Origin of the sequence: Tundrisphaera lichenicola, from assembly GCF_051175385.1 — a bacterium.
In the GTDB taxonomy this organism is placed as follows: domain Bacteria; phylum Planctomycetota; class Planctomycetia; order Isosphaerales; family Isosphaeraceae; genus Tundrisphaera; species Tundrisphaera lichenicola.
Window position 1 is genome coordinate 4,931,898 of record NZ_CP195106.1, and the last position, 25,483, is coordinate 4,957,380.

The following is a 25,483-nucleotide window of genomic DNA, read 5'->3' on the forward strand; positions in this document are numbered from 1 at the left end:
CTCAGCCTGATCTCCCAGCCGCTCAGGCTTGTGGCGTGAACAATATCACTTCGACCCGCCTCGTGGGTGCGCCGATCTCGGCCCCCCCCCGCGGAACTTGCGAGCCGAATCCGACCGAGGCAACTTTTCGACTGCTGAACCAGCCCAGCGAGTCGATCTTATGCTTGGTGACCAGATATCGACGGACCGAGTCGGCCTGTTCCTGGGTGAGAATCTGCGCGAGATCGGCGTCTCGTGCCTCGTCGGTAAAGGCGGCGATCACCACTTCCGATTTAGGGCGTTTGGTCTTGGCGAACCAGGCCGCAACCTCATCGAGCCGCTTCCGACCTCCCTCGGTCAGGACCGATCGACCGACTTCGAACAATTCATCGGCCTTGAGGGTACGGCTGTCGCGTTCCGAACCGGGTTTGAACAAGACTCGTTCGCGGTCGTAAAAACCCTTGTCATCGAAGTATCGAGAGAGGGGCCAAGTACGCTTCAAGGCCGCGAGATTCTCTCCCAGGTCATCAATCGCCTTGGTCCCTCGATCGCTCATGGAAACAATCTTCTGGTAAGCCTCGTCATCCCGGACGAGTTTTCCCAGACTCCCTTTCCCTTCGCGAATCGATGAGGCGATCACGTTGATCTCGCCCAGTCCTTGCTCGGCGGCCTGAGCGACCGCGTCGACTCGCTTTAGCGAATGTGAGGCTTCCTTGAGCAGGTCCACGAGTTCGATCGGAGCTTCGGACGCCAGAGAGGCATTTTCAACGAGAGGAGGCGAGTCAGGCAGCCCCGGGACAATCTCGACGATTTTCGCTCCCACAATACTTTGTGGGACGATTCGAGCCGTGGCATCAGAACGGATCAAAGAGTGGAGCCGATGATCCAGTCGGAGTCGGAGCACGACAGGGCCGCCGGGAACACTCGGGGCTTCGATCGATTCGACGACACCCGCGTCGATCCCCTGTACTCTGACTTTGGCCCCGACTTCGATTCCCGAGATCGTGGAGAAGTTGGCCTTCGCGTGAAAAGTCGGTTGCCAGGACCAGTTCCGTCCGGTGATCTGCCGGAGGCCGTAGCCGCCCATGCCGAGAACCGTCAGCACGAACACCGCGTTGGACAAGGCTCTCCATCGCGTCATTTCGCGTCGCATCGTGTCCTCGCCTCGCAACGATCGGCCTGGGCTCGACTCTCGACTCCCCACTCAAGCATACGGCCCCGAGGTCTTCTCGGAAAAGGATCTCGGCCGAAGAGCCTTTCAATAACCACGCGGGGTTATTCGTGCCGACCCATGCTTGATTGGCTCATGACGAGGTGGAAGCCCCTCGATTTTGAGACGATTAAGATTCGTGCCCTCCACTCCTCCCTTTATGATTGGACGCAATTCTGTCCCGACTTCGCCATGAATCGAAACTCTTGATGATTCTTGGTATCAGTAATGCAGAACTGGGACAATCGAGCACACTTTCCGCGTCGGCGCGTCATCTATAAGTCGGGAGTTCTGGGATGAAGTCGAGTCGTAGTCCACTCAAGCCGGAAATTTTGACGCCTGAGGATCTCAAGGCGGAAACGATGGCGGATAACCTGGACCGCCTCGCCTGGCTGATGGACCGAGCCATCCCGATTCCCGGGACGAATATGCGCGTGGGGCTGGATGCCATCATTGGATTGTTGCCCGGCGGGGGAGACTTCATCGCTGGGATCATCCAGACGGGGCTCGTCCTGACTGCGGTCTATCACTACAAGGTTCCCAAGGCGGTGACCGCGAGGATGGCCGCCAATGTCCTGCTGGACACGACGGTCGGAGCGATACCTCTGGTCGGTGATGCCTTCGATGCGGTTTTCAAGGCAAATACGCGGAATATCCGGCTATTGAGTGAGGTTCGCGATCTCCGCAAGGCTGGCCGTCCGGTTGACGCGGGAGCTTCGGTCCGCTACCTGATCGGGATTGCTCTACTGCTGATCGGAACGCTCACGCTTGTCCTCGTGGGACTGGTTACGATCCTCGTATGGCTCTTCCGTGCCATCACCCCGTAATTTGTCCGCCATGCAGATGGAGTCAAACGTCTTGGCCAGTCCCAACAATTTTACCATCGGTGTCGAAGAAGAGTATCAGATCGTCGATCCGGGCTCGCGGCAACTCCGCCAGCGTGCAGGTCGAGTGCTGCCGGAGGCGAGACGATCGGTCGGGGACGAAGTCACGAACGAGTTGTATCTCTCGCAGATTGAGATCGGTACGCAGATCTGTCGGAGCCTCGCCGAAGTCCGAGCCGAATTGATCAGACTTCGAGGGGCGGTCATCCAGGCGGCCGCGCATTCGGGTTGCAGGATCGTCTCGGCGGGTACTCACCCTTTCTCCAGGTGGGAGAATCAGACGATCACCCCCAAGGATCGGTACGATACCATCCTTCAGGAATTCCAGCAGATCACGCGCGAGCAGATCATCTTCGGTTGCCACGTGCACGTCGGGATCGAGGATCGTGAGCAAGCGATCCATGTCATGAATCAGGCGAGGCCCTGGCTCCCGGTCTTGCTCGCCTTATCGGCGAACTCGCCATTCTGGCAGGGTCGCGACACCGGCTATGCCAGTTACCGGACCGAACTCTTCGGTCGATTCCCGATGACCGGCATTCCGGCCGACTTCGCTTCCCGGGCCGAATTCGACGAAGTGATCCGGACTCTGATCGCCATGGAGACCATCGAGGACGGATCGAAAATTTACTGGGATATTCGCCCCTCCACCCACTTCGAGACCCTAGAATTCCGAATAGCCGACGTCTGCCCAACCGTGGACGAGGCCGTGATGATTGCCGGGCTCTGCCGGGCCTTGGCGATCGCCAGCCTCGACGATTCGACGCCCGAACTCCCATCCATGGGGCATCGACCCGAGATTCTACGCGCTTCGAAATGGCGGGCCGCCCGGTTCGGCCTCGAAGGAGATTTGATCGAGCCTCATGAACTCAAGGCCGTGCCGGCTCGTCGAGTCGTTCATGCGTTCCTGGAATTCCTCCGTCCAACGCTTGATCAGTTGGGCGATTGGGAAGAAATTTCCGGGTTAGTGGGAAATGTCCTGGACCGGGGGAATGGAGCCGCTCGTCAGCGTCGCGTTTTCCTGAATTCGGGACGGCATGAAGATGTCGTCGATTTCCTGATCATCGAAACCTCGAGGGATGTGGGGTGAAATTCCCGGAGATGCAGGTCGCTCGGGAGGTCGCCTTGTCGACAATCGAGTCCGCCGATACAATCCGCCACCACTACCATTGCTGGCCTGCAAGGGTCATGTCCGACTTTCTTCCGATCGAACATCACTGAGCACCTCCTCTGCGTCGAATCGGAGTATCGATCCGCCCGTGATCGGTAGGCCCTCCCGTCCCACAGGCGCGAACTCAGGGGAGCACGGAATGCTCAGATATCGCGGACGATTGAATCTCCTGATCGCTGTCGGGCTGGCATGTGCCTCGACCGGATGCGTCGAGCGTCGCTACACAATCCGGACAGACCCGCCCGGGGCGCAGGCGTTCGTCAATGGCGAGCAAATTGGGACCACGCCGGTCTCCCGTAGCTTTACCTTCTACGGCGATCGCACGGTCCGTCTGGTCAAGGAAGGGTATGAAACTCAGGATGTAGTGGCGAAGTTCGAGGCTCCCTGGTACGACAATCTCCTGACCGAATTCTTTACCGAAAATTTGAACCCCTATACCTTTCGGGATGAAGTCGAGTTCAATTACAAATTACAGCCCGCCACGCCCGACGATCCGAACAATGTGCTGAATCGTGCCGAGGCGACGAGAGCCGAAGGTCAGGCCCCGGCCTTGAAACGTCGTGGCGGAATCCTGGGATTCTTCGGCGGATGATTCAAGGGATAATTGGCCTGTGCCAGATTTCCATTCGGGGTTAGATTGCAGAAGGAGCTGATCCTCTCGATTCGGCTATCTCCTTCTCTACCTCTACCTTTCACGATTCTAGTTGGTAGCTGGGAGCAGGAGGACGGCATGGTCCGGAACGAATGGTTCGGAGCGGACCAACCTTCTTGGTTACTTTGTTGAGTTTAGACAGGCCATTGATGGCCTCCGGCGGGCATATTGCAACTGCCCCGTCGTCCTCCACGGATGAGAGGCTAACACCATGAAAATCCTCGCCGCGGCGATTCAGATGACGTCAGAGCCCCTTGAGGTGGCGTCGAATCTGGCTCGGGCTGACGACCTACTCCGTCAGGCTCATGACGCCGGAGCTAACCTGGCGGTTCTCCCCGAGATGTTCAACACCGGCTACGGTTTGCTTCCCGATTACGGGCCCGCTGCGGAGGGCCCGGATGGCCCGACGTTACGCCATCTCTCCATGCGGGCTCGCGAGTGGGGAATGGCGATCGCCGGGGGGTATGTCGAGCGAGATGGGAATCACCTCTACGACTCGGTCGCGTTTGCAACGCCCGATGGGGCGATGCACACCTATCGGAAGCGTAACCTGGTCTTCTGGGAGAGGTTTCGCTTCAAGCCCGGTCGGGAACCCCTGATTGTCTCGACTCCATGGGGGCGGATCGGGTTCGCTGTTTGCGCCGATATGATCTACAAGAAAGTTTGGACCGACTACAGAGGTCGGATCGACCTCGCCGTAGTGACGGCGGCCTGGCCCGACTTTGCCGACCGGCAGACCGGCAGAAAGCATTGGCTCTTCGGTCACGTCGGTCCCCTGTCGGGGGCGATCCCGAGCAAGGTGGCCGAGGATCTGGGAATTCCCGTGGTATTCTCGAATCAATGTGGCGTGACCCAGACAGTGATCCCGATTCTTGGAACAAGGATCAAGGATCGATTCGCGGGTTTGAGCAGCATCAGCGACGGTCGCCACGGTCCCTCGATTCTCGCTTCGACCGAGGAACAAGTCCTTCTGGCCCCCCTCACCCTTCATTCTTCCCGAGGACCCCGAACATGGCGTTCTATGTCCCCCTCGGTCCCCGCGGCCTCGTCTTCCGCCTCGGCACATGCCTGATCGGCGTCCTCGGGTCCGTCGTCTATTGGCGGGCCAGCCGTCGACGTGGCATGATGGTCGTACCGATCCTGGTGCCCGCCCTCGCGGAAAACTGAACGGATCGCGTCTGCCGTTTAACGGATTTTACCCGGACATCTCTCACCGAGATCTGATCGCCGGCCTTAAGATATTGCCCTGGGAGTCGACCGATTTATGTGCGGAATTGCCGGGGCATTGGATCGGACTGGCCGTCGCGAATTTTCCGTACCTCGCCTCCTGGCCATGACCCGTGCGATCGCTCACCGGGGGCCGGACGACGAGCAATTTCACGATGAGCCCGGGGTGATTCTCGGGGCTCGACGCCTCTCGATCGTCGATCTTCAGGGTGGGCGTCAACCGATCGCGAATGAAGACGGGTCGGTTTGGGTGGCCTTCAATGGAGAACTCTTCGAGTACCCGGAACTCCGGCAGGAGTTGCTCGGTCGGGGGCATACGCTCAGTACTCGATGCGACACCGAGGCCTGGGTCCATCTCTATGAAGATCACGGCGAGGAGATGTTCTCGAAGGCGCGGGGCCAGTTTGCCGTCTCGCTCTGGGATCGGAAAAACCGAACTCTCATCCTCGGCCGGGACCGGGTCGGCATTTGTCCTCTTTATTATGCCGAACGGGACGGGTGGCTCCTCTGGGGTTCGGAGATCAAGGCGCTCCTGGCCTCCGGGATGGTTCCGGCCAATCCCGACGTGGCAGGGGTTGACCACCTTTTCTCGTTCTTCTGTGCGGGAACGACCCGGACCTACTTCGAGGGGATCAAGTCGATCCCGCCCGGCCACTATCTCAAAGTGAAGGACGGCAAGCTCTCGACGCATTGTTACTGGGATCTCGACTTTCCCGACCGTGGTCAAGAGCGTCGGATGGACGATCCGGCCCCGCTGATCGATGAGCTGGAGCATCTGATGCGCCAGTCGGTCGAGCGTCGGTTGCGGGGAGATGTCCCGGTCGTTAGCTACATAAGCGGGGGACTCGACTCGACGGTGGTCCTGGGACTCAGCTCCCGAGAAAGAGGTCACGCGGTCCCATCGTTCACGATTGGCTTCGATAATGCAGGTCCCGATGAGCGGGCTCATTCGGCCGAGTCGGCGAAGGCGTTGGGATCGCCGTTGACGACGGTCACTTTGAGCAGTCCCGAGATTGCCGCCATGTATCCCGAGTTGGTTCTCGCCGCCGAAGGGCCGGTGATGGACACCTCGTGTGCGGCCCTGATGAAGTTAGCGGCCACGGTCCACGATCAGGGCTACAAGGTGGCCCTGACCGGCGAAGGTGCCGACGAGGCGCTGGCCGGTTACGTCTGGTTCAAGACCCAAGCGATGCGTGAGCGAATCGCCCACAAAATCGGCCACGGGATTCCTCTCATGGCTCGCAGACTCCTCCTGGCGGCGGTCGGAGGAGGTTCTCGGCATCGGGCTCCACTTTACGGGATTGGCGGGGTCCGGACGGCCCAGCAGGACATGTATGAGCTGATCGGTCAGGCCCGACCGATCCTTTACTCGTCCGGTATGTGGGATCGGCTGGGGGATCATAACCCTTACGATGACCTGAGCCTACCATCGGCGGAAAAGATGAAGCGCTGGCATCCGATGAACCAGTCGCTATACGTCGGCTATAAGGTGATGCTGGCTGGTCTCTTGATGATCTCCAAGGGAGATCGGATCTCGATGCATTCGTCGGTCGAGACGCGATATCCCTTCCTGGACGACGATGTTATTAATTTCTGTTCCCAACTTGCCCCCGAATACAAGCTCCGTGGCAAGACTGAGAAGTGGATTCTCCGGCAGGTGGCCGCAAGGACACTTCCGAGTGCGATCGCCAATCGCCCCAAGACCATGTTTCGTTCCAGGTTCTCGGGGACGTTCCTAAACCACGGCCATCCGGCCTGGGTCGATCAACTCCTCTCGGCCGACTCGTTGAGGAAGACCGGCTATTTCGATCCCGAGATGGTCAAGCGGGAGCAGATGAAGCAACAGGCCCTACCACGGATCACCGCGCGTCGATTCGTCATGGACATTGCACTGACCAACGTCGTCTCGACCCAACTCTGGCATCATCTCTATTTCGGTGGTCTCTGCGACCTCCCGAGCTGGACCCCTCCCCGGATCGATCTCGGGGCCTCGCCGAGTAATGGTCACGTTTGAAATCCGGTCGCGACACATTAATGAGTTGAATTAAAGGCTCAGGGGACGTTAACCAATATGGTGAGCCGCTGTCGGTCTCTCTCCGCAGCGGACTTCATGATCATGGTCGCATTTACAGCCGTGGGCATCGCTATGGTGCGTCCCGCCCTGGAATCTCAGATTCTCGCATTTTGGACAAACTATGTGTTCGTCAGTGGAACTCCGTTGCTTGCGAGCTGGACAATTCTCTGTCTCGTTTTGAATTTGAGGAAGCCCCGTCCGGCGATCTCTGCGCTGTTTCGCCAGCCGGGGGCGGCCGCCAGCCTGGCCGCATTTCCGACGGCCGCGATCTGGGCTGGAATTCTCGGCTATTGGTGGCTCCAAGGCGACGTCACTCGCGCCATGAATCGTATTTCATATGTCGGAACGAGCGGAGGGGCTTCCGTGCTCGGGGCCTGGCTTGTATTGATGGTATCCGGCATAGCCGACCTGGATCGGCGTTGGATAAACGGTTTCGGACTAGCGGTCGGATGGTCATGGATCGCCCTGATGTTCCTGATTCTTTATCACGATTTTTTCCATCAGTGATCGGGAGTGGTTGATGAGGGCGATCCTCCAGCGAGTTAGCCGGGCCTCTGTCGAAGTTGAAGGCTCGATCGTTGGTCAGATCGGGCTAGGATGGCTGGTCCTCCTCGGGGTGGCTCGCGGAGATTCCGACGAGGACGCCGAGAAGATGGCGAGCAAGATCGTCGGCTTGCGAGCCTTCGCAGACGATGATGGAAAGATGAATCACTCGGTTACCGAGATCGGCGGCTCGATCCTGGTTGTTAGCCAATTTACCCTCTTGGGCGATTGCCGAGCCGGACGTCGGCCCAGTTTTATCGAAGCAGCCGGACCGGTGGAGGGCGAGCGACTCTATTTCTTGCTTGCGGAAATGCTCCGGTCGAAAGGATTGGGAGTGGAAACGGGAGTCTTCCGCGCCGACATGCAGGTCGAACTGGTCAATGACGGGCCAGTGACCCTGTTGCTTGATAGCCGTAAAGTCTTTTAAAAACATGGAGTAGGTCAACATCGGCCTCACGTCGTATGTCGTAAGGCCACATGTGGAGGACTACTGTTCATTTCGACTCGATCGCCTTGGGCGATTTGTCCGACACGAAGTCGACGCCCTGAATGATCAACTTCATCAGGTTCGGATTCGTGAGAGGGTCATACTTCCCGGGCTCATAGCGTTTGTGTCCGAGCGAGGTATGGAAGACCTTGCCCTTTCCATAGCCCCAGGTCCATGCAACGGGCCAGGTTACTCCCTTGTATTCGATCGTCGCGAGTGGCTTGACGTCGGGAAGCATTTGCATGTTCGAATAGAGCTCGTCATTCAGCTCGAAATCATCGAGCCCGGCGGTGACGGGGCTGTTCTTGTCGGCGATCTTGATCAGGTACGTCCCCATGATGGCCTTTCCATCGGGCTGGCCAACGTGCGAGTAGATCCCTCCGAGCATTTGCTTCCACTCGGGGAGCCAGTCGGCGGGGGCGTTGTCGGCCCCGTGGATCGAGACGTATCCGTGACCCTCCTTGACGTAATTGAGCAAAGCCTTCTGTTGTTCGAGTGAAAACTGGTGCTCGGGCTGACGCCGGTCTGCGGTCACGATCAGGATGTCGTACTTCTTCAGCGCCGGAGATTCGAGGATCGAGGCGTCCTCGTTGATCGTGACCTGGTAGCGGCGGGTGTCTTCCAGCGCCGTGGCCAAGTACAATGCCTGTTCTCGATAGCCATGGTGTTCTCGCTGTCCGCCGGAAAGGATCAACACTTTGGTCCCTTCCGGAACCCGCTTTTGGGCCGAACTCGGACCGGCGAGGGCAACGAGCAGTGTAAGGGCCGCACCGAGGACTCGAAGGGATCTCATTAGCGGGTCTCCGGAAGTTTCGCGGACGGTTCATCGGATGGGGATGAGTCGAGTGTCTCAACCCATAGGGATCGCATCGTAGGTCGCCTCCGCTCGCTCCGCAAGCGGTCGGACTGGCTAACAGGATTCACGAAGCCATGAACATGATGACCCGGACCCTGACCGTCGGCCTGGTCGCTTCCCTCGTCGGTGCCTTTGCCGTAGCCGACGATGCTCCCCAGAGCATCAAGACCGGGGCTTTGACCTTCAAGGCGCCCGCGGCCTGGAAGAAGGAGCAGCCCAAGTCGGCCATGCGTGCCGCCCAGATCAAGATCGAGCCGGTCAAGGGCGACGAGGAACCGGCCGAACTCGTCGTCTTTGCCTTTCCCAATGGGGCGGGAAGCGTCGAGAGCAATATCGAACGCTGGGAAAAGCAGTTCGTCGACGCCAGCAAGCGCACCCCCAAAGCCAAGGTCGAGCAGAAAAAGGGGATGAACGTCGATGTGACTCGAGTCGAGATCTCGGGTCAGTATCTCTCGGGAATGCCTGGTGCGGCTTCCAAGGCGGAAAAGCCGAATTATCGGCTTCTCGGGGCGATCATCACGACTCCTTCCACGGGCTATTTCTTCAAGCTAACTGGACCCGACAAGACGGTCGGTGACGCTACCAAGGGCTTCGATAGCCTGATCGAATCCATGAAGCTCGACAAGTGATCGCCGTGAACGACTTGGGAGGATTCGCGATGAGCAGGAAGTTAAGACTGGTCGCAGGTGTCTTGATCGCGCTTGCTAGTGGATTTGGCGCAGCCCCGGAAGACCTCGAGCCGGATTTTATTCCCCTCTACGAGAAAGGTGATCCTCTCAAAAACGGTTGGTCCATGATCGGCCCGGGCTCGATCGTTGAAGAATCCGACGGAGTTCTGGTGACCGAAGGGGGCATGGGCCTTCTCTGGTACTCGAAGGCACCTTTCAAGGATTTCACGCTCCGGGTCGACTATAGACTGACCGAGGCCGGGAATAATTCGGGAGTCTTCGTCCGATTTCCCGACCCGCCCAAGGATCCCTGGGATGCCGTCGATACCGGCTACGAGATCCAGATCTGCGATGGAGCCGACCCCGAGCACAGCACCGGATCGATCTACAGTTTCAAGGCAGCCGAGAAAAAGCCCCCGGCGAAACCGACCGGAGAATGGAATACTTATGAGATCACGGTTCGAGGGCAGGATTACTCAATCTCGCTCAACGGGCAGGTCATCAATTCCTACAAGGGTTCGAGGGGTATTTCCGGTTACGTCGGGCTTCAAAATCACGACCCGAAATCGGTCGTGAGATTTCGTCATGTGAGGATCAAACCGCTGGGTTGAATCCCTCTCTACTCAAGGGATGGCGAAGTCATGAGTATTTTCCTGATCGCCTGTGCCCGATGCACTGCCGAGAACCATTCTTCGTCGCGATTCTGCGGCGGCTGCGGACTCTCGATGGGTGCCGCCGAGGCCGACGCCGGAGCGGCAATCGATGCCCTGGGGCCTTACGAGGCCCCCGAGCCCGCAGAGCCCGATATCACTCGCGCGATTCGTGACCTCGTGGCCCGATCCGGTTTCGAGGCGGCATCCTCCGGCCATGGCTGGAGAGTCGTCGTGCCTCTCCAACTCGACCGGAAACAGGCCGTCTACATCGGATATGCCGGCATCGATCCGACCAGCCGGCCCATCGTGACACTTGTTTCGATCTGCGGCACGGCCAACGACCGAGATCCGCGCATCCTCTTGAAAATGAATGCTCGAATGGTGGAAGGACACTTTGCCGTCAAAACCCTCAGGGGCGAAGAATACTTCGTCGTGATCGAAAACATGCCAGTCGAGGCCACCTCCTCGATCGACCCGGCAGGGCTCGTCCTTCGAATCGCCCAGACGGCCGATAGTCTTGAAGATCGGCTCACTCGCGGCCGGGATCTCTTTTAGTGGGATGTAAGAGCGAATCTAATTCCGACGTTCGGTAGAGGGCGATGGTCGTGTCGTCCGTGAATCTGATCGGTCGGATCGTGTTCAGGGCTCGGAAGTAGCCGGGGGGCCCCCAGGGCCCCCACTGAAGTGATGCCGAGACCGCCAGATATTTGGTGGCGACCGAAAGCTTGTCGGGTAATCCCACCGGGGTTTGGTTGGCATCGAAGACGAATCGCCGGCCTTGAACCTTGTAGTAGGCCGGGTCTGTATCCCCGAAATAGAACAGGGTGAGATCGGCGAATTCGGGATGGTTCTTTTGGAGCTTTGCGAGGTCCTTAGCCCCCTGGCCCCAGTCGAGATTCGAGTCGGAGAGGATCCGACGACCACCAATCGGCCCTCCCGCCGCCTCATTGAAGTATGTCAGTTCGTGCGGATGAATGCCGGCGACCGACGTGGCCATGCCAACCAATCCTATCGCGGCGAACCATCGAAACTTCCGACACCCCTCGGCGACCGCGGAAACCCAGATGATGGCGATAGGGGCGACTGGCAATAGATATCGAATCCCATAATTCCGCTTCGAGCCGAGCATCGCTGCCAGGAGAAAAGCGATGATGAAGGCTGCTAGCATCCAATCTCGATCACCTCGAACGGCCATCTTGATCCGTCCGGCCACGAGAATCCAGAAGGCCAGCGGTACCTTGACTGCCAGAGTAAGTGGGTAGTAGTACACCCACCCCGACATCCGCCGCTCCCCGAGGAGATAACTGGGGCCTCCGTTTCTTTGATAGATCATCTGGGTTGCGAAGGCCACCCAGTCGCTTGGTAGCGGACTCTCAAAAAGCCCGGAAATCCAACGATGGATCGAAGGCGGAAACTTCCCCTCGATGATCGGATGGACGCCGTGGTTCGCACTCGGGGTGATCGAGGCGAAGCCGGTGATTAAGAGGTTCGATACAGCCATCGCGAGTCCGAATCCGATCATCCCCGGAATGATCGTCCGGGCCATCCTTAGAATTGTTCTGACCGATCGCTCGGATTCCGGGCGATTCTTGATTAGATCGACCGCCCATAGGAGGCTCAGGATTGGTGGAATCAGGATCGTCGTGAATTTGCATGAGAAAGCCAGGCCTCCCACGGCCCCGGTGGCCCAGAGGATCCAAGAACGGCCCGAACGCAGGAACCACCAGAAGCCATAAGCCATTCCCAGGATGCTTGCGGTAGCCGGCAGCTCCATCGTCGAGAGCGCGCCATGGGCGAGTAGATTCGGGCTGAGAGCGAAGATCACCGAGGCCAGCGCCATGGCTCGAGGTCCGTAAAGGCGACGCGACCAGTCGGCCGTGATCAATAAGGCTGCGACCCAGATCCAGAGACCGCCGATTCGAATGATCGGTAGGAGTTGAGCCTGGTTCGGGATCGGGTCATCAACCCAGGAACCATGCCCAACTCGGTCGAGAATCCACAATGCTGGTGCTTGCTGGAGCTTCCAGAAGGTCAACGGTGAACCCATGCGAGAGATAGGGTCTTGCTGACCGGTGCGCCACCATCGGGAGGCCACTCGCAGATAAGTGACCTCGTCATAAGTCGCCGATAAGCGGTAAGCCTGGTCGACCATCAAAACCAGTCCGAGCACGACTGATACGGCGACCGTCGTCAGACACCAGGGGGGAATCGCCCTAATCCCCGATTCTCGGCGACTCATCAAGGAGTTCCGTCAGTTTGGTTCGAAGAATCCGTAGCGACCTTCTGCCCTTCCAGTCCGCTTCGACGGATCGCGCCCAGGAGTCTTGCCACGGCGATCGAATCATTCCAGGTGGGTGCGAGTGAGCCCTCGCCGCGGACCATTTGATAAAAGTGGTCGTTGAGTAGCTCGCCGACGGTCGGCTCGAGGGGCAGTCGCTCCTCATGTATTCCGTCGGCATCAGTCCACTGAATTCGATCGGGCATCTCGAGCCAGGCCACACCTCGTTCGGCGAAAACCTGGACTCCGGGCTGAGGAAGAAATCGATTTGCATCACCCCAGAGGGATCGGTGATATCGTGCCACTGAGAGTTGAGCGGTGGCTCCTCCTTCAAATTCCATCAAACAGGTTTCGAAGTCGGGCCCGACACTTTCCGGATCCGGAAAAATCGTACCACCCCAACCCTGAACCGACCGCGGCTCGGACCCGAAGACAAACCGGCACCAGTCCAGAAGGTAGGTCCCCGGATCAACTAGCAAGGTAGCTGGGGCTAGTTGGGTCGAGGGTCCGGGCTGGCCGTATCGGTCGAATCCGAAGAGACGACCCAACCCGATGACCAATCGGGGAGCGCCGAGTTTCGTCGCCAGAAGCTGCTTGAGACGCATGGTCGTCGGATAAAATCGACGAGCGAACTCGGGCATGAATACCACACCACTGCTTCGAACCAGATGGTCGAGTCGGTCGAGTTCCTCCCGACCGCAAATCATGGGCAAGGCGCAATAAATGGGCTTGCCGGTGGCGCAGGCTGCCTCGATCGGATAGAGGCCGAACCACTGGGGCGTCAGCAAGTAGATCGCTTCGACATCGGGACGCTCGAACAGCTCAATCAGGCCGTCGACCGCGGTGCATCCGAATTGGACGCTTTCCAGTTCGGCACGACGTGCGACCTGGTCATAGACCGCGGTGACCTGAAATCGATCCTTCAATTTGGCCAGAGCCGGCTTATGGCGAGCCTCCCAGAGCCGACCGAGGCCGACAACTCCGACCTTGAGCCGGCCAAACCTGGAACCGATCAAGGAAACCTCCCGATCCGAGGCAGCTCGAATTTACTTGAAGCCCGATATCGTATTGTTCGAGCCTTTAGTCCTCAGAGCAGACTAACAATCCTTCTCGGAATCGGCCATCGGAGAGCGTCAAGAGGAACCGACCCGTGGCACCAGGGCATTCTCTCGGGCGGCGAAGCTCCGTATATAATAGCTAGACGGGATTCCGATCAACGAGGCCTCGGGGGTTCGCATGGCAACAGACTCGGTGCAACCTTCGGTCGATCCCGATGATGATCATGTCGATATCGCCGATGCCATGCCCCCTACGGTCGGCCCTTCGCTCTGCCTTCCCTCCATCGACCTTCGCGACCGAGCCCTCCCGATCCGTCCGGGCGACCTGACTCGCCTCCTGATGGCACAACCCGACATCCATGAGTCCGATCGCGAGAATCTCGGCAAACTCGGTCCCCTCCTGGGAGCGATCTTCCATAGTGAGTTTTATGAAAGACTTCGTGAACTCAAGGAGCTCTATGGGCCACTCGATCCCGATTCCGATTACATCAAAATTGAGGATCATACGGTCGAGCGCACCGAGGAATCGGACGAGTCATTCCTCGCTCCATTTGAAGCAGCTCTGGAGCGTGCGAATTATCGACCTCTCGACATCAAGGTTATCGAACAGGCCGTCGAAGCTCCCAACGAGATGGGTCTGACTTACGTTCCGAACTTCAGCCAGTTCGAGCATCTTAGGATTTATGCCAGGGGTTACACGCAGATCTCAAGAGTTTTTCGGAGTGCCAAGACCAAGTTTCGCAAACGGACCATGCAGTTGGATGCTTATCAGCGACTGATCATCGCCCTCAAGTTCAAGTCAGGACTCGACCTTGGGCCATTCGTTCGCTCCGATGTGGTCTACCTCAGGATGTTCAAGGACGTTCCGCACGTCGACATGGAAATGCATCTACCCGAGCAAGGGACCAAGGTCAGGATGCGGTGGATCGACAAGGCCCAGATCTCGTCCCCGGTCGTGATGGGAGTACCTGCCCTGACGATCAAGCTCCTGGGCCTGAGCTGGGCGGCGATGGCCAACCCGATGTTGCTGGCCCCACTTGCGATTGCACCGATCTCGGCCGGCGTCAACTCCTTTTTCGGATTTCAGCGAGCCAAGCACAAGCATCTCTCCTCGATGATCCGCAATCTTTATTACTTGACCCTGGCGAATAACGGGAGCGTATTGACCCGGCTCATCGACACCGCCGAAGAGGAAGAGTACAAGGAAACGATGCTCGCCTATTTCTTCCTCTGGCAAGCCTGTCGGTCCGGCAAAGTGTGGACCAGGGAGAACCTGGATCTCCACATCGAGACCTTCCTCAAGTCGGTATCCGGTATCGAGATCAACTTCGAGATCGAAGACGCTTTGAGTAAACTATTTCGCCTCGGACTGGCCCGTCGAGACGTTCAAGGAAAGCTTCAGGCTCTGCCGATCGACGAGGCGTTATTGGCCCTCGATCATCGATGGGATAACACCTTCCGCTATGCCTGAGCGCGAAGCGTGGTTGACGTTGGGCAAAAATTCAACAAGAATTCGTCGCGAATCGGCGAGGGTCCGCGATGTCAGGCATAGCGGCGTTGGCTGACCGAGGCTTGAGATTAGACCATCTGTGAATTCACGGGGTCGGCGATCGACTGGCCCACCGAACCCGGTTTGACTACAATGATTTCATCGATGTCGTAACACGCCGGGCCATGCCACCCGCCCCCAGGCCCTCCCTCGACGAAGCTCCTCGACAGGTGCCCAATATGGCAACCGCCACCAAGAAGCCTTCCGTCAATCCTCCGCCTCGCGATCCAGGGTCGAACTCCATAGCGAAAAGTTCGTTCCTAGTTCGGGCGATAGATTCCACGTTTCGATTCCTGGCCTCATTGAAATTGGCCGTGATTTGCCTGGCCACCCTGGCGGCCACGCTCGCGTTCGGCACCAAGTTCAACAGCGACTATGGGATGAACGCGGCCAATGAGTACATTTATCAGACTCGCGGCTTTGCCTTACTTATGGCGTTCCTGGGCCTGAATGTCCTATGTGCGGCCCTCATTCGATATCCCTGGACAAAGCGTCAGACGGGTTTCGTCATTACTCACGTCGGACTCCTGATCGTCATCGGAGGATCGTGGTGGGCCGCCCAGACCGCCGACGAGGGTATGGTCGGCATGCGCGAGGGGGAACGATCGAGCAAGCTCGTCCGAAACCACAAGCCGGTCCTCTACGTCAAGCCGATCGATCCGCATAGCGGCCAGTCCCAGGGCGAGTACACCCTGCCCTTCCGACCGGGGGCGTTCGACTGGGAACCCGGACGGTTCGAGGTGGTTTCGGGCGAGAAAGATCCGTTCAAGCTGGCGATCAAACGATATTACTCGGCGTCTGCCCCTCGGACTCTGTATGAGGCCGATCCTTCCGGCACGCCCATGATCAAGCTCCGACCCAAGGTCATCCCGCCCGGGGGGAAAGAGCCGGTCGACGTCTTCACATCGGACGAGGATCGATGGTTCGCCACCCGACCCGAGGGAGTTCCCCGGGTCTTCCGACGAGCCGGCCCGGCCCAGTTCATTTTCTCCTTCGTCGATCGCCCCGAACTGCTCGATGATTTCGCCAACCCCCCTGCCGACCCCGGCAAGGAGGGCGTGGCTCGGCTCATCTATACCGACAAGTCCGGTAAGATTCGCACAGTTGAGGTCAAACTTGACGACGCAAAGCCGGGCCAGGTGATCCCTCTTCCCGAGAGCGACCTGACCGCCACCTTCTCCAAGGTCGATCACGAATCGATCGAGAGCCCACGGATTCGCCGATCTCTCGGCGAGGAGATGATCCACATCGTCCAGTTCCTTGTGAAGAAGGGGGACGGTCCCGAGATCAAGCATAATGGCTACGCCGGACTCCCGATGGCCCCGACCACGGTCCCGGATTCCGAGGAGGCTGGCGCCCAGCCACCCCCTGCCCTCCTTCACGTCTCTTACTTCTACCCGCCGATCGTCGATCCTCAGGTGAACCAGCGGTATGGCCAGATCGAAATTATGGGAGACAACCAGGGCCGCGTCGCTTACCGGGTCTTCGAGCGTGGGAACCCGGCCAAGGTCCGGGTCGCCGGGCTCATCAAGCCCGGCGAGGAAGTCACGGCCTTCGGTGGGAATTCGGTCTCGCCGATGACGATGACTTTTTCCGTGGAGGAGTTCCTCCAGGCTGGCGTCGAGAAGGAGATCTTCGAGTCGATCGACATGCCACCCAATAAGAAGGATGATGGCCTGGCCGCCGTGCTCGCCGAGATGACCGTCAATGGCGTCACGAAGGATGTCTGGCTTCAGAAATCCCCGACTTTCGATCCTTCCTACCGGACGGTCACATTCCCCGACTCGATGTACGAGGTGGCCTTCGACGTCGATCACATGGATTTGGGCTTCTCGCTCAAGCTCAACGACTTCGACGTCGGTTTCGATCCAGGGACCTCGACCGCTTCGAGCTATCGGAGCGAGGTGACGCTCTCCGATGAGGCGGCCGGGATCAAGGAAAAGCCCGTCTCGATCTACATGAACCACACCCTCGACCACAAGGGCTGGAGGTTCTTCCAGACGAGCTATTCGCGATATCGCGACCCGAAGACCGGCCAGGAAACGGGCGAGTTCGTCTCCGTCTTCCAGGTGGCCAAAAATCCGGCCCGCGAGATGATTTACGCCGGCTGCATCATCGTCGTGCTCGGTGCCTTCGTCCAGTTCTACATGCGAGCCGGAATCTTCACGGACGGGGGTCATCGTCAGCGCGAACGGGCCGCGGAGAAAGCTCGCAAGAGACTTGCAGCCAAGTCCGGCCAGGCCGACCTGGTTTCGGTCGAACCCCCGATCGAAGACGCCGAGCCCCTCTGATTCACCGAAATTTACCCGTGGCCGGGACGGCCGGGAGTTCAGCCCCATGCTTTCTAGACGTCATTGGATCGGCCTCGGCCTGGTCGTCACCTCGACCATCCTGGCGATCACCCCCGAGACCACGGCGGCCGAGAAGGTCAAGAAAGAGTCGGTCGGCTATTCTCGTGCCTATGAGATCCTGGGCACCTTGCCCATGATGCACGAAGGGCGTCAGAAGCCGATCGACACCGTGGCCCGCGAAGAAATCAAGTCGATTTACACGCGAGAGACGATCAAACTGACCAGCGAGGATGGACTCACCGTCACGAGTTGGTCACCGGTGGCCGCGTTCTTCGACTGGTCGGTTCGCCCCAAATTCTGGGATTCACAGCCGATCATCGCAGTCGAATATCTGCCGCTCAAGCGATTTATCCTTGCCGACGAGATCAAGCACTCGATCGAGGAGGTTGTAGGTAAAGCCTCCACCTCCGAGGCCGATCGGGCCCGACTCAAGAAGTTGGCCGACCAGCCCGAGGTCGATGGCAAGGAGCTCCGGAACGCCGTCATCGAAAGCAAACTTGCCGAGGAAGACGCGAAGAAATTGCTGGAACTGGCCATTAAGGTGGGCGAGGAGACCAAGTGGCTATCGCCGGAGGACCTCGAAAGTGCCGAGGTCATCGTCGAGGGTACGCATACCCCTTTCATGGTCTACCTCGATGAACTGACCCGCCGAGCCCAAGGGGCGGGAGGTATGCGTTCGGGCAAACCGAAGCTAACTGATGTCGAGCAGAAAGCTTTCGATGTCGGAATGATGCTCGCCCATTATCGTGCGATTCGCGACAAGGAAACCTTCAGCGCGGTCCCGCTCCTGGTCACCCCCCACCCGGCCTCGCCGGCTACACTCGAGTACTCCGCCCAGGCCTACAAGAAAGCCGAGGAGCAAGGCCCGAGAAGTCTGGAACCCCTGGAACTCGAGGCGGCGAATACCCTTCATAAGTATCTCAACGACCTGCCGAGCAAGGATCGGGCGATGCCCGGGACTGACCCGACCTTTGACGCCAACTACACTCGATGGCTGAAGGAAAAGTCGGCCTGGGTGCCCCTCGGCGTCATCCGTGACGTCCCTGTCGAGGAACTGGCCAAGGCTGGATTCCCTGCGGCCAAGGTCGAGGCTTTCCGAAAAGCCTTGAAGGCGATGGAAGATGAGGAAATCGTCAATCCGGGCCGGGCCAGCGTCGAGCCCGCACTGGGGCTGGTAGAAGCCTCGGGTGATCTGGGACGATCCATCAATGCTGACTTCTATCCTACGCCAGGCGCAATGGCCCTCGAAGTCCACTTCAATGACCTTGCCCCGTTCTTCAAGGCTCCCATCGCCTATGGTTTGGCCCTCCTGACTCTTATCTTTAGCCTGGTCGTGACCAATTTCGGCGTCTCGATGAAAATGGAAGGTCTCTTCGGCAAACTGGGCCGAGGGCTCTATCTCACCGGGATCGCCGCATTCGCCGCAGGGATCGGGCTGGAGGCTTATGGTTTCTTCCTCCGGATCAAGATCTCGGGATGGGCACCCGTCACCAACATGTACGAGACGGTGATTTGGGTCGGTATGATCACAGCGATCCTGGGCCTGGTCCTGGAGGCGATTTACCGGAAAACCTACGCCGCGCTGGCCGGTGCCGGTGTGGCGATGGTCTGCACCGCACTCGCCGCGACTGTCCCGATGCTCGATCCGGACATCCCGCAGCTTCCTCCGGTCCTCCGGAGTAACTACTGGCTCACGATCCACGTCCTGACGATCGTCTCCAGCTACGCGGCGTTTGCCCTGGCCATGGGATTGGGCGTGGCGGCGACCTCGCTCTACCTGACGGCGACCTATAAGAGATCGGCCAGCTTCTTCGAACTGGCTTCGCCACTTCTGCCCGGTTTCCCCTTACTGGGTCTGGGCTACTACGGGGCGACCGCCTGGGCCAGTCGCCTGGGTTCTCCGGCCTGGTCGGAACGATTCAGCCTCTACAGTATGTATGCGATTGGGGCGATCGGCTTCACCATGATTGCGACGGCTTTGTTCTCGGTGCTCGGGGAGATCGTGAATCGGGCCATCTTCCGCGATAAGGTGGACCTCGACGAGGCGGCTCTCGCCGGCTCGGAGCCTTCGGCCACCGTCGTATCCAAGTCCGACGCTCGAGCCCTGGCGATGCAAGCCACGGCGGCCAGGATCAAGCCGATCACCAATTTCATCTACCGATCGATGCAGGTCGGTATCCTTCTTGTAGCGGCCGGGACCTTCCTCGGCGGATGGTGGGCCGACGTCTCCTGGGGCCGGTTTTGGGGCTGGGATCCGAAAGAAGTCTGGGCTTTGATCACCCTGCTGGTTTATCTGATCCCGCTCCATGGTCGATTCGCCGGTTGGGTGAACACCTTTTGGTTGGTGATGGCGTCGGTGGTCTGCTTCCTGTCGGTCCTGATGGCCTGGTACGGCGTGAACTTCGTGCTTGGGGTTGGGCTCCATAGCTACGGGTTTACCGAGGGGGGATCGCAGGGGACCGTGGCCGTGGCAACGCTGGTCCTCCTCTCGTTCGCGAGCGGGGCTTTCTGGCGTAGGCGGATTTCCTCTCGCGTCCCGAGCCTGACAGCCTGATCCAAAACGAAGCCAACAACGTGATCCAGGGCCCGGCCTTCGAAATTCGGAGGGCCGGGCCTGCTCGTTTCCCGATGACCAGGGAAGTCAGGTGAGCTTTGAGTAACTCCTCCCCGATCGTTCTCATCAACGCGGTTGGCCTGACGGGTCGGCTACTTTCGATGGCCCCTCGGCTGAAAGCCTTGGCGGAATCAGGCTGGCACAGATCACTTTGCGAGGTCGTTCCTGCGGTGACCTGTACGGCCCAGGCGAGTATCCTGACAGGGCGATCTCCTGAAGGTCACGGAGTGGTCGGGAATGGTTGGTATTTCCGTGACACCGCCGAGGTTCGATTCTGGCAGCAGTCGAATGCGCTCATCCAGGCGGAACCGATCTACGTGACAGCCCGACGGATGGCCAGGGAGAGGGGACGTCCCTTCAAGACCGCCAAGTTGTTCTGGTGGTTCAATCAAGGTGCGGCCGTAGACCTGAGCGTCACTCCCAAGCCGTATTACGCGGCCGATGGCAACAAGGCCTTCGGGATCGCCGGGACGCCCGACAGTCTGACGGATCGCCTCGAATCGGAGCTGGGGCGATTCCCGTTTCACACATTCTGGGGACCGTCCGCCGGGCTACCCTGCACGTCCTGGATCAGTCAATGCGCGGCGAGCGTTCTCCGCGATGAGCGGCCCGATCTCACCCTGGTCTATCTCCCCCATCTGGACTACGACCCTCAAAAATTCGGCCCTTCAGGCTCCGACTTGCCGCGACTGGTCCGGGAACTGGACGACGCTTGCGCCCCCCTACTCGACCAGGCCCGCCAGGCTGGAGCCCGGATCTGGGTGGTCAGCGAGTATGGACATTGCGACGTCTCGACGCCGGTACTCCTCAATCGAGTACTGAGAAAAGCCGGACTTCTCTCCGTCCGTCCCGGTCCTTTCGGAGAGATCTTCGATCCTTTGAGCAGCCGGGCATTCGCCGTTTGTGATCATCAAGTGGCACATGTCCACGTGCACGACTCGGAAGACATTCCAAGGGTCCTCGAAGTATTGTCGGCCGAAGAAGGGGTCGATCGACTATTCACGGGTGAGGCTCGTCATGAGGTTGGACTGGACCATCCCAGGTCGGGTGAGATCGTGGCCCTCTCGCAGCCTGACGCCTGGTTTGCTTATCCATTCTGGCTCGATGAGGATCGTGCACCCGACTATGCCAGGACAGTCGACATCCACCGGAAACCGGGATACGATCCCTGCGAGCTATTCCTCGATCCTCAACTTCGGGCACCCAAAATCTATCTGGCCACACGACTCCTACGAAAGAAGCTTGGTTTCCGGACGCTATTCGACGTGATCCCTCTCGACCCTTCCCTGGTGCGAGGTAGTCATGGAATTCCGGCGGGACACGACGAAGATCGACCCGTCTTGCTCGGGGACGGCCCGGAGCCCGAAGGAGATCAGGCCCTCCGGACGACGGATTTGCATCGGATCTTGCTCAGGGCCCTATTCCCGGACTGACCTCCCGTAGCCGAAGGGATTGACCCTAAATTGTAGAAAATGGGTATCGAATTTAATAAGTTGATTCCCAGTCTCGACAGTCATCCGAACCACTCCTGGTCGGAGTTGCACCATGAATACGCCGTCTGACCCACAAAGCCCGACGGGCCGCGCATTGCTCCGCCATTTGCTGGCCCAACGGAACCACGAGATAGAGCGGGCCCAGGAGATCGACGACCGGATTCGAGAAGCCTTCGAGCGGACGGTCGCCGTGTTGGTCCTGGATATGGTCGGGTTCTCGCGAATCTCCCAGAAGCACGGGATCATCCATTATCTCGCGATGATTGCCCGGATGGCGATCGCCGCACGACCGGCGATCGAAGGCAATGGCGGAAGAGTGGTCAAGCAAGAAGCCGATAATATATTTGCGGTGTTTGATGAACCGGTTGTGGCGCTCGAAGCAGCCCTCGATATTTTCCGGGGATTCGACGCCATGAATGGGGTGACCTCCAGCGAAAACGACATCCTCGGGAGCGTCGGGATTGGTTTCGGTCCGAGCCTACTGATTGGGGATGACGACCTGTTCGGCTGCGAGTTGAACACCGCATGTAAGCTCGGTGAGGATCTGGCTGGACCCTCGGAAATCCTCCTCACCAAGGCTGCCTTCGATGCTATTCCCGAAGGTCTTTATCGCTTCGATCCGGCGGCGCATACCGTGAGTGGGATGGAGATCGCCAGCTATCTGTTTCGAGCCAAGCTCCACCCGGACGGACGGGAAATTCTTCCCTCTGAATCCGTCGGTCCATTACTCGCTTGATAGGCCAGGACCCCCACTCTCCTCACTCTCTCCAAGGAATTGACCGATGGCATTAAATTTCGCTCGACCCCGCCTCTCGACGATGATCCTGGGCATGGCTTCGATGAGCCTGGCAGTCGGCTGGGCAAGCCGAGAGCGCTCCTTGGCCCAGGATAAGGCGCCTCTGAAGTCGCAGACGATCACTCTCGATCAGGTCAAGATGGCGGACTACAGCGACCGAGGGGACGTCGTCGGTAAGCTGGGGATCTACCTGGCCGGAGACACCCCGGAGAGCACCAACTTCGTGACCGGTCGGTTGGTCCTCGATGCGGGGAAGACTCCTCATCCGCCCCACACACATCCCGAAGAAGAGATCATGGTGATCGAGCAGGGGAACGGAGAGATCGAAGTCGATGGCAAGATCACCGAGGTGGGGCCCGGCTCGGTGATGTACACGACCCCCAACGTCCCGCATGGAATCGTCAATACCGGCAAGACGCCGATTATCTTCTACTTCATCAAGTGGGCGGGTAAAGTCGGAAAGTAAACGATGGCCGACCGATCCTCGGCCATCGCGGGTCGTCCCTCGATCAGGCAAGACCGAGGATCTTGTCCATCCGAGCGACCACATCTTTCATGACTGCCAGGTCACCGAGACCAACCTCGGCGGTGATCCAGCCCTCATAACCGATGTCAATCAAGGCCGATCGAACCGCGGGCCAGTCGATTTCACCTTCTCCGAGAGGGTACGAGAATCGCTTCGACTTGGCATATTCCTTGATGTGGATCTTCAAAATCCGCTTGCCCAGCTCGCGGATCCACTCCTGCGGATAGCCGTACTCGACGACGTTGCCCACGTCGAAGTAGGCACCGACCGCGGGCGTTTTGAATTCATCGACGTAGCGGGCGAACTCTGGGGCGCTCAGCAGGAACTTGTTCCAGACCTCTTCGATGGCAATCTTGATCCCGGCCGCTTCGGCCTCGGGAATCACCTTTCGAATATTTTCCTGAGACCGGGCGTAAGCCTCGCGGTGAGACACCTGAGGATTGACCACGGCGGGCACGAGGAGGACGGTCGTACCTCCATACGACTTGCAATCGGAGATCGATTTGCGGATCGCCGCCAACCCTTTCTCGACTACCGATGGGTCGGGGCTGGAGAGCGGCGAATTCCAATGGACGGATCCCGAAATCCCGTGGATCACGAGGCCGGTTTCATCCCGGGCCTTGAGCACTTCGTCGAGGTCGAAACCGTTCGGACTCAAGAGTTCGACACCTTCGAATCCGGCATCTCTGAGCAATTTGAACTGGTCGAGAACCGGACCCTTGGAGAGTCCGCCGAGCATGAACGCCTTCTTCCAGGGCGGTTTACCCTCTCGGGCGACGGCTCGAGGGACGGCGAACGTTGCCGAGGCCAGGGTCGCTCCGGCGACCATCAGCAAGCTCCTGCGGTCGATCTCGTACATGGCGGCTCCCGTCTGGAGGGCGTTGTTAGATCAGCCGGCCAGCTCGGCCAGCCTGGCGTCGAGGACCTCGCCCACGAGAGCGGGGTCGGCCTTTCCGCCGGTTTGCTTCATGACCTGACCTCGAAGAAACCCTCTGACCGCCTCGGGCTTCTTCTTGCCGCCCTTGAGGTCTTCGAGCGCCTTGGGATTGGACGCCAACGCGGACTCGACCGCCGCGGCGATCGCGTCCCGGTCGGAGACCATCCGGAAGCCTCCGGTCTCGATGACCGATTCGGCGGAGTCGCCCGTCTCGATCATCTTTGCGAGGACCTCACGCCCCTGGTTCGTGTTCAACTCCGATCGCCCGACCCGGTTGATCAGATCGGCCAAAGCTGCCGGGCCGACGGGACATTCGCCGATCGGTATCTTTCGTTCCTTGACGATCCGGAGGATCTCCTGCTGGACCCAGTTGCTGGCCAGTTTGTAGGCTCCGGTCGCCTTGGCCACCGCGTCGAAGTAGTCGGCCACGTCTTGACCCTGCTCGACCAGGACGTTCGCGTCGTAATCTGAGAGACCATATTCGGAGGAGAATCGCCTCCGACGCTCCGCCGGGAGTTCTCCGATCGAGGCGCGGACCCGGGCCACCCAGGCCTCGTCGACCACGACCGGGACGAGGTCGGGCTCGGGGAAATAGCGGTAGTCGGCCGCCGTTTCCTTCTCACGTTGCGGTTTGGTGATTCCTTCGGGGTCGCTCCACCCCCGAGTTTGCTTCGGAGCATCCTTGATCGTCTTGCCGTCTTCCTTCCATCGCGCGAATTGTCGTTCGGCCTCGTAGGCGATCGAACGTTCCACCGATCGGAAGCTATTCAAATTCTTGATTTCAACGATCGGCGTGGCGATCGTCTTGCCATCCTTCTCGATGTGGATGTTCACATTGGCATCGCATCGGAGGCTTCCCTCTTGCATTTCGCAATCGGAGACGCCGAGATAGCGCAGCGTGAGCCGGAGTTCTTCCAAACAGGCCTTGGCGTCCTGCGGAGACCGAATTTCCGGCTCGCTGACGATCTCCATCAGCGGAATGCCCGCGCGATTCAGGTCGACCTCGGAGAACCCGCCTGCTCCGTGGGTCAGCTTGCCCGTGTCTTCCTCGAGGTGGACGCGAGTCAGGCGACAACGCCCACCCCCCGAGCCATCCTTCTGGACCGGGATCTCCAGCCAGCCTCCGGTACTGAATGGGAGGTCGTACTGGCTGATCTGATAGTTCTTGGGGAGGTCGGGATAGTAGTAATTCTTCCGATCCCACTTGGTGAAACCGGCGATCTCCGCGTGGAGGGCAACCGCCGTTTTCAGTGCCAACTCGAAGGCTTTTCCGTTCATGACGGGCAGAGTGCCGGGCAAGCCCAGCGAGACGGGGTCGGTTTGCGTATTTGGCGGGAGTCCGAACTTGGTGCCGCACGACGCGAACATCTTGCTCTCGGTCGTGAGCTGGACATGAACTTCAAGGCCGATGACGATCGTATAGCTCATGGACGTGCGTCCCAGGGAATCTCGCGACTTGTCCCGGCCTCGGGGCTCGCGG

At 59.2% G+C, this 25,483-nt stretch carries 22 protein-coding genes; 16 read left to right on the forward strand and 6 right to left on the reverse strand.

The annotated features are described in order from the left end of the window. Positions 1–22: 22 nt before the first annotated feature. Positions 23–1,132 (reverse strand): MlaD family protein, encoded by a 1,110-nt coding sequence (locus P12x_RS19325; protein ID WP_435006253.1) that lies wholly within the window; start codon positions 1,130–1,132, stop codon positions 23–25. 419 nt (positions 1,133–1,551) lie between these two features. Between P12x_RS19325 and P12x_RS19330 the strand changes: the two genes are divergently transcribed. From P12x_RS19330 to dtd, 7 genes are all read left to right on the forward strand, one after another. Next, entirely contained in the window at positions 1,552–2,016 is a 465-nt protein-coding gene (locus tag P12x_RS19330) for a DUF4112 domain-containing protein (RefSeq protein ID WP_435006255.1), read from the forward strand. Positions 2,017–2,047: 31 nt separating this feature from the next. Next, a complete protein-coding gene (locus P12x_RS19335; RefSeq protein WP_435006256.1) occupies positions 2,048–3,160 on the forward strand; it encodes a carboxylate-amine ligase in 1,113 nt (370 codons plus the stop codon). Between the two features lie 220 nt (positions 3,161–3,380). Beyond that, a complete protein-coding gene (locus tag P12x_RS19340; protein ID WP_435006258.1) occupies positions 3,381–3,833 on the forward strand; it encodes a PEGA domain-containing protein in 453 nt (150 codons plus the stop codon). A 271-nt stretch (positions 3,834–4,104) separates the two neighbouring features. Beyond that, complete coding sequence (locus P12x_RS19345; RefSeq protein WP_435006260.1) at positions 4,105–4,965, forward strand: carbon-nitrogen hydrolase family protein; 861 nt, start codon at positions 4,105–4,107, stop codon at positions 4,963–4,965. A 192-nt stretch (positions 4,966–5,157) separates the two neighbouring features. Next, the gene (gene asnB / locus P12x_RS19350) at positions 5,158–7,134 is read left to right on the forward strand and encodes an asparagine synthase (glutamine-hydrolyzing) (RefSeq protein ID WP_435006262.1); all 1,977 of its coding nucleotides are present in this window, start codon (positions 5,158–5,160) and stop codon (positions 7,132–7,134) included. Positions 7,135–7,236: 102 nt separating this feature from the next. Then, entirely contained in the window at positions 7,237–7,701 is a 465-nt protein-coding gene (locus tag P12x_RS19355; RefSeq protein WP_435006264.1) for a hypothetical protein, read from the forward strand. A gap of 13 nt (positions 7,702–7,714) precedes the next feature. After that, positions 7,715–8,164: a D-aminoacyl-tRNA deacylase gene (gene dtd, locus P12x_RS19360; RefSeq protein ID WP_435006265.1), complete on the forward strand. Its 450-nt coding sequence runs from the start codon at positions 7,715–7,717 to the stop codon at positions 8,162–8,164. Between the two features lie 67 nt (positions 8,165–8,231). Here the strand turns inward: dtd and P12x_RS19365 are convergent, their stop codons facing one another. Further along, the gene (locus P12x_RS19365) at positions 8,232–9,017 is read right to left on the reverse strand and encodes a ThuA domain-containing protein (protein ID WP_435006267.1); all 786 of its coding nucleotides are present in this window, start codon (positions 9,015–9,017) and stop codon (positions 8,232–8,234) included. 137 nt (positions 9,018–9,154) lie between these two features. Here P12x_RS19365 and P12x_RS19370 point away from each other — a divergent pair, with 137 nt between their 5' ends. The 3 genes from P12x_RS19370 to P12x_RS19380 are packed head-to-tail and all read left to right on the forward strand — an operon-like array spanning position 9,155 to position 10,956. Continuing rightward, a complete protein-coding gene (locus tag P12x_RS19370; RefSeq protein WP_435006268.1) occupies positions 9,155–9,709 on the forward strand; it encodes a hypothetical protein in 555 nt (184 codons plus the stop codon). 29 nt (positions 9,710–9,738) lie between these two features. After that, complete coding sequence (locus tag P12x_RS19375) at positions 9,739–10,359, forward strand: 3-keto-disaccharide hydrolase (protein ID WP_435006269.1); 621 nt, start codon at positions 9,739–9,741, stop codon at positions 10,357–10,359. Between the two features lie 30 nt (positions 10,360–10,389). Next, positions 10,390–10,956, forward strand: coding sequence for a hypothetical protein (locus P12x_RS19380; protein WP_435006271.1), 567 nt, complete (start codon positions 10,390–10,392; stop codon positions 10,954–10,956). Here P12x_RS19380 and P12x_RS19385 read toward each other — a convergent pair. Together P12x_RS19385 and P12x_RS19390 are read right to left on the reverse strand one after the other, a co-directional pair. Next, positions 10,931–12,448 carry an ArnT family glycosyltransferase gene (locus P12x_RS19385; RefSeq protein WP_435006272.1) on the reverse strand — a complete coding sequence of 506 codons (1,518 nt, stop codon included), beginning with the start codon at positions 12,446–12,448 and terminating at the stop codon, positions 10,931–10,933. The two genes, P12x_RS19380 and P12x_RS19385, sit on opposite strands and share 26 nt — an antisense overlap. Positions 12,449–12,639: 191 nt before the next feature. Next, entirely contained in the window at positions 12,640–13,695 is a 1,056-nt protein-coding gene (locus tag P12x_RS19390) for a Gfo/Idh/MocA family protein (protein WP_435006273.1), read from the reverse strand. 220 nt (positions 13,696–13,915) lie between these two features. Between P12x_RS19390 and P12x_RS19395 the strand changes: the two genes are divergently transcribed. From P12x_RS19395 to P12x_RS19420, 6 genes are all read left to right on the forward strand, one after another. Continuing rightward, positions 13,916–15,208 (forward strand): DUF3754 domain-containing protein, encoded by a 1,293-nt coding sequence (locus P12x_RS19395; RefSeq protein ID WP_435006274.1) that lies wholly within the window; start codon positions 13,916–13,918, stop codon positions 15,206–15,208. Between the two features lie 380 nt (positions 15,209–15,588). Next, a complete protein-coding gene (locus P12x_RS19400; RefSeq protein WP_435006275.1) occupies positions 15,589–17,577 on the forward strand; it encodes a cytochrome c biogenesis protein ResB in 1,989 nt (662 codons plus the stop codon). 1,582 nt (positions 17,578–19,159) lie between these two features. Next, complete coding sequence (ccsA, locus tag P12x_RS19405) at positions 19,160–20,191, forward strand: cytochrome c biogenesis protein CcsA (protein ID WP_435011694.1); 1,032 nt, start codon at positions 19,160–19,162, stop codon at positions 20,189–20,191. Between the two features lie 98 nt (positions 20,192–20,289). Then, positions 20,290–21,684 carry an alkaline phosphatase family protein gene (locus P12x_RS19410; RefSeq protein WP_435006277.1) on the forward strand — a complete coding sequence of 465 codons (1,395 nt, stop codon included), beginning with the start codon at positions 20,290–20,292 and terminating at the stop codon, positions 21,682–21,684. 250 nt (positions 21,685–21,934) lie between these two features. After that, positions 21,935–22,480, forward strand: a complete 546-nt coding sequence (locus P12x_RS19415; RefSeq protein WP_435006279.1) for an adenylate/guanylate cyclase domain-containing protein — start codon at positions 21,935–21,937, stop codon at positions 22,478–22,480. A gap of 46 nt (positions 22,481–22,526) precedes the next feature. Then, positions 22,527–23,006 (forward strand): cupin domain-containing protein, encoded by a 480-nt coding sequence (locus P12x_RS19420; protein ID WP_435006280.1) that lies wholly within the window; start codon positions 22,527–22,529, stop codon positions 23,004–23,006. 43 nt (positions 23,007–23,049) lie between these two features. Here the strand turns inward: P12x_RS19420 and P12x_RS19425 are convergent, their stop codons facing one another. Then, complete coding sequence (locus P12x_RS19425; RefSeq protein ID WP_435006281.1) at positions 23,050–23,925, reverse strand: sugar phosphate isomerase/epimerase family protein; 876 nt, start codon at positions 23,923–23,925, stop codon at positions 23,050–23,052. Positions 23,926–23,955: 30 nt separating this feature from the next. After that, positions 23,956–25,431: an Asp-tRNA(Asn)/Glu-tRNA(Gln) amidotransferase subunit GatB gene (gene gatB, locus P12x_RS19430; protein WP_435006282.1), complete on the reverse strand. Its 1,476-nt coding sequence runs from the start codon at positions 25,429–25,431 to the stop codon at positions 23,956–23,958. Positions 25,432–25,483 lie beyond the last annotated feature (52 nt).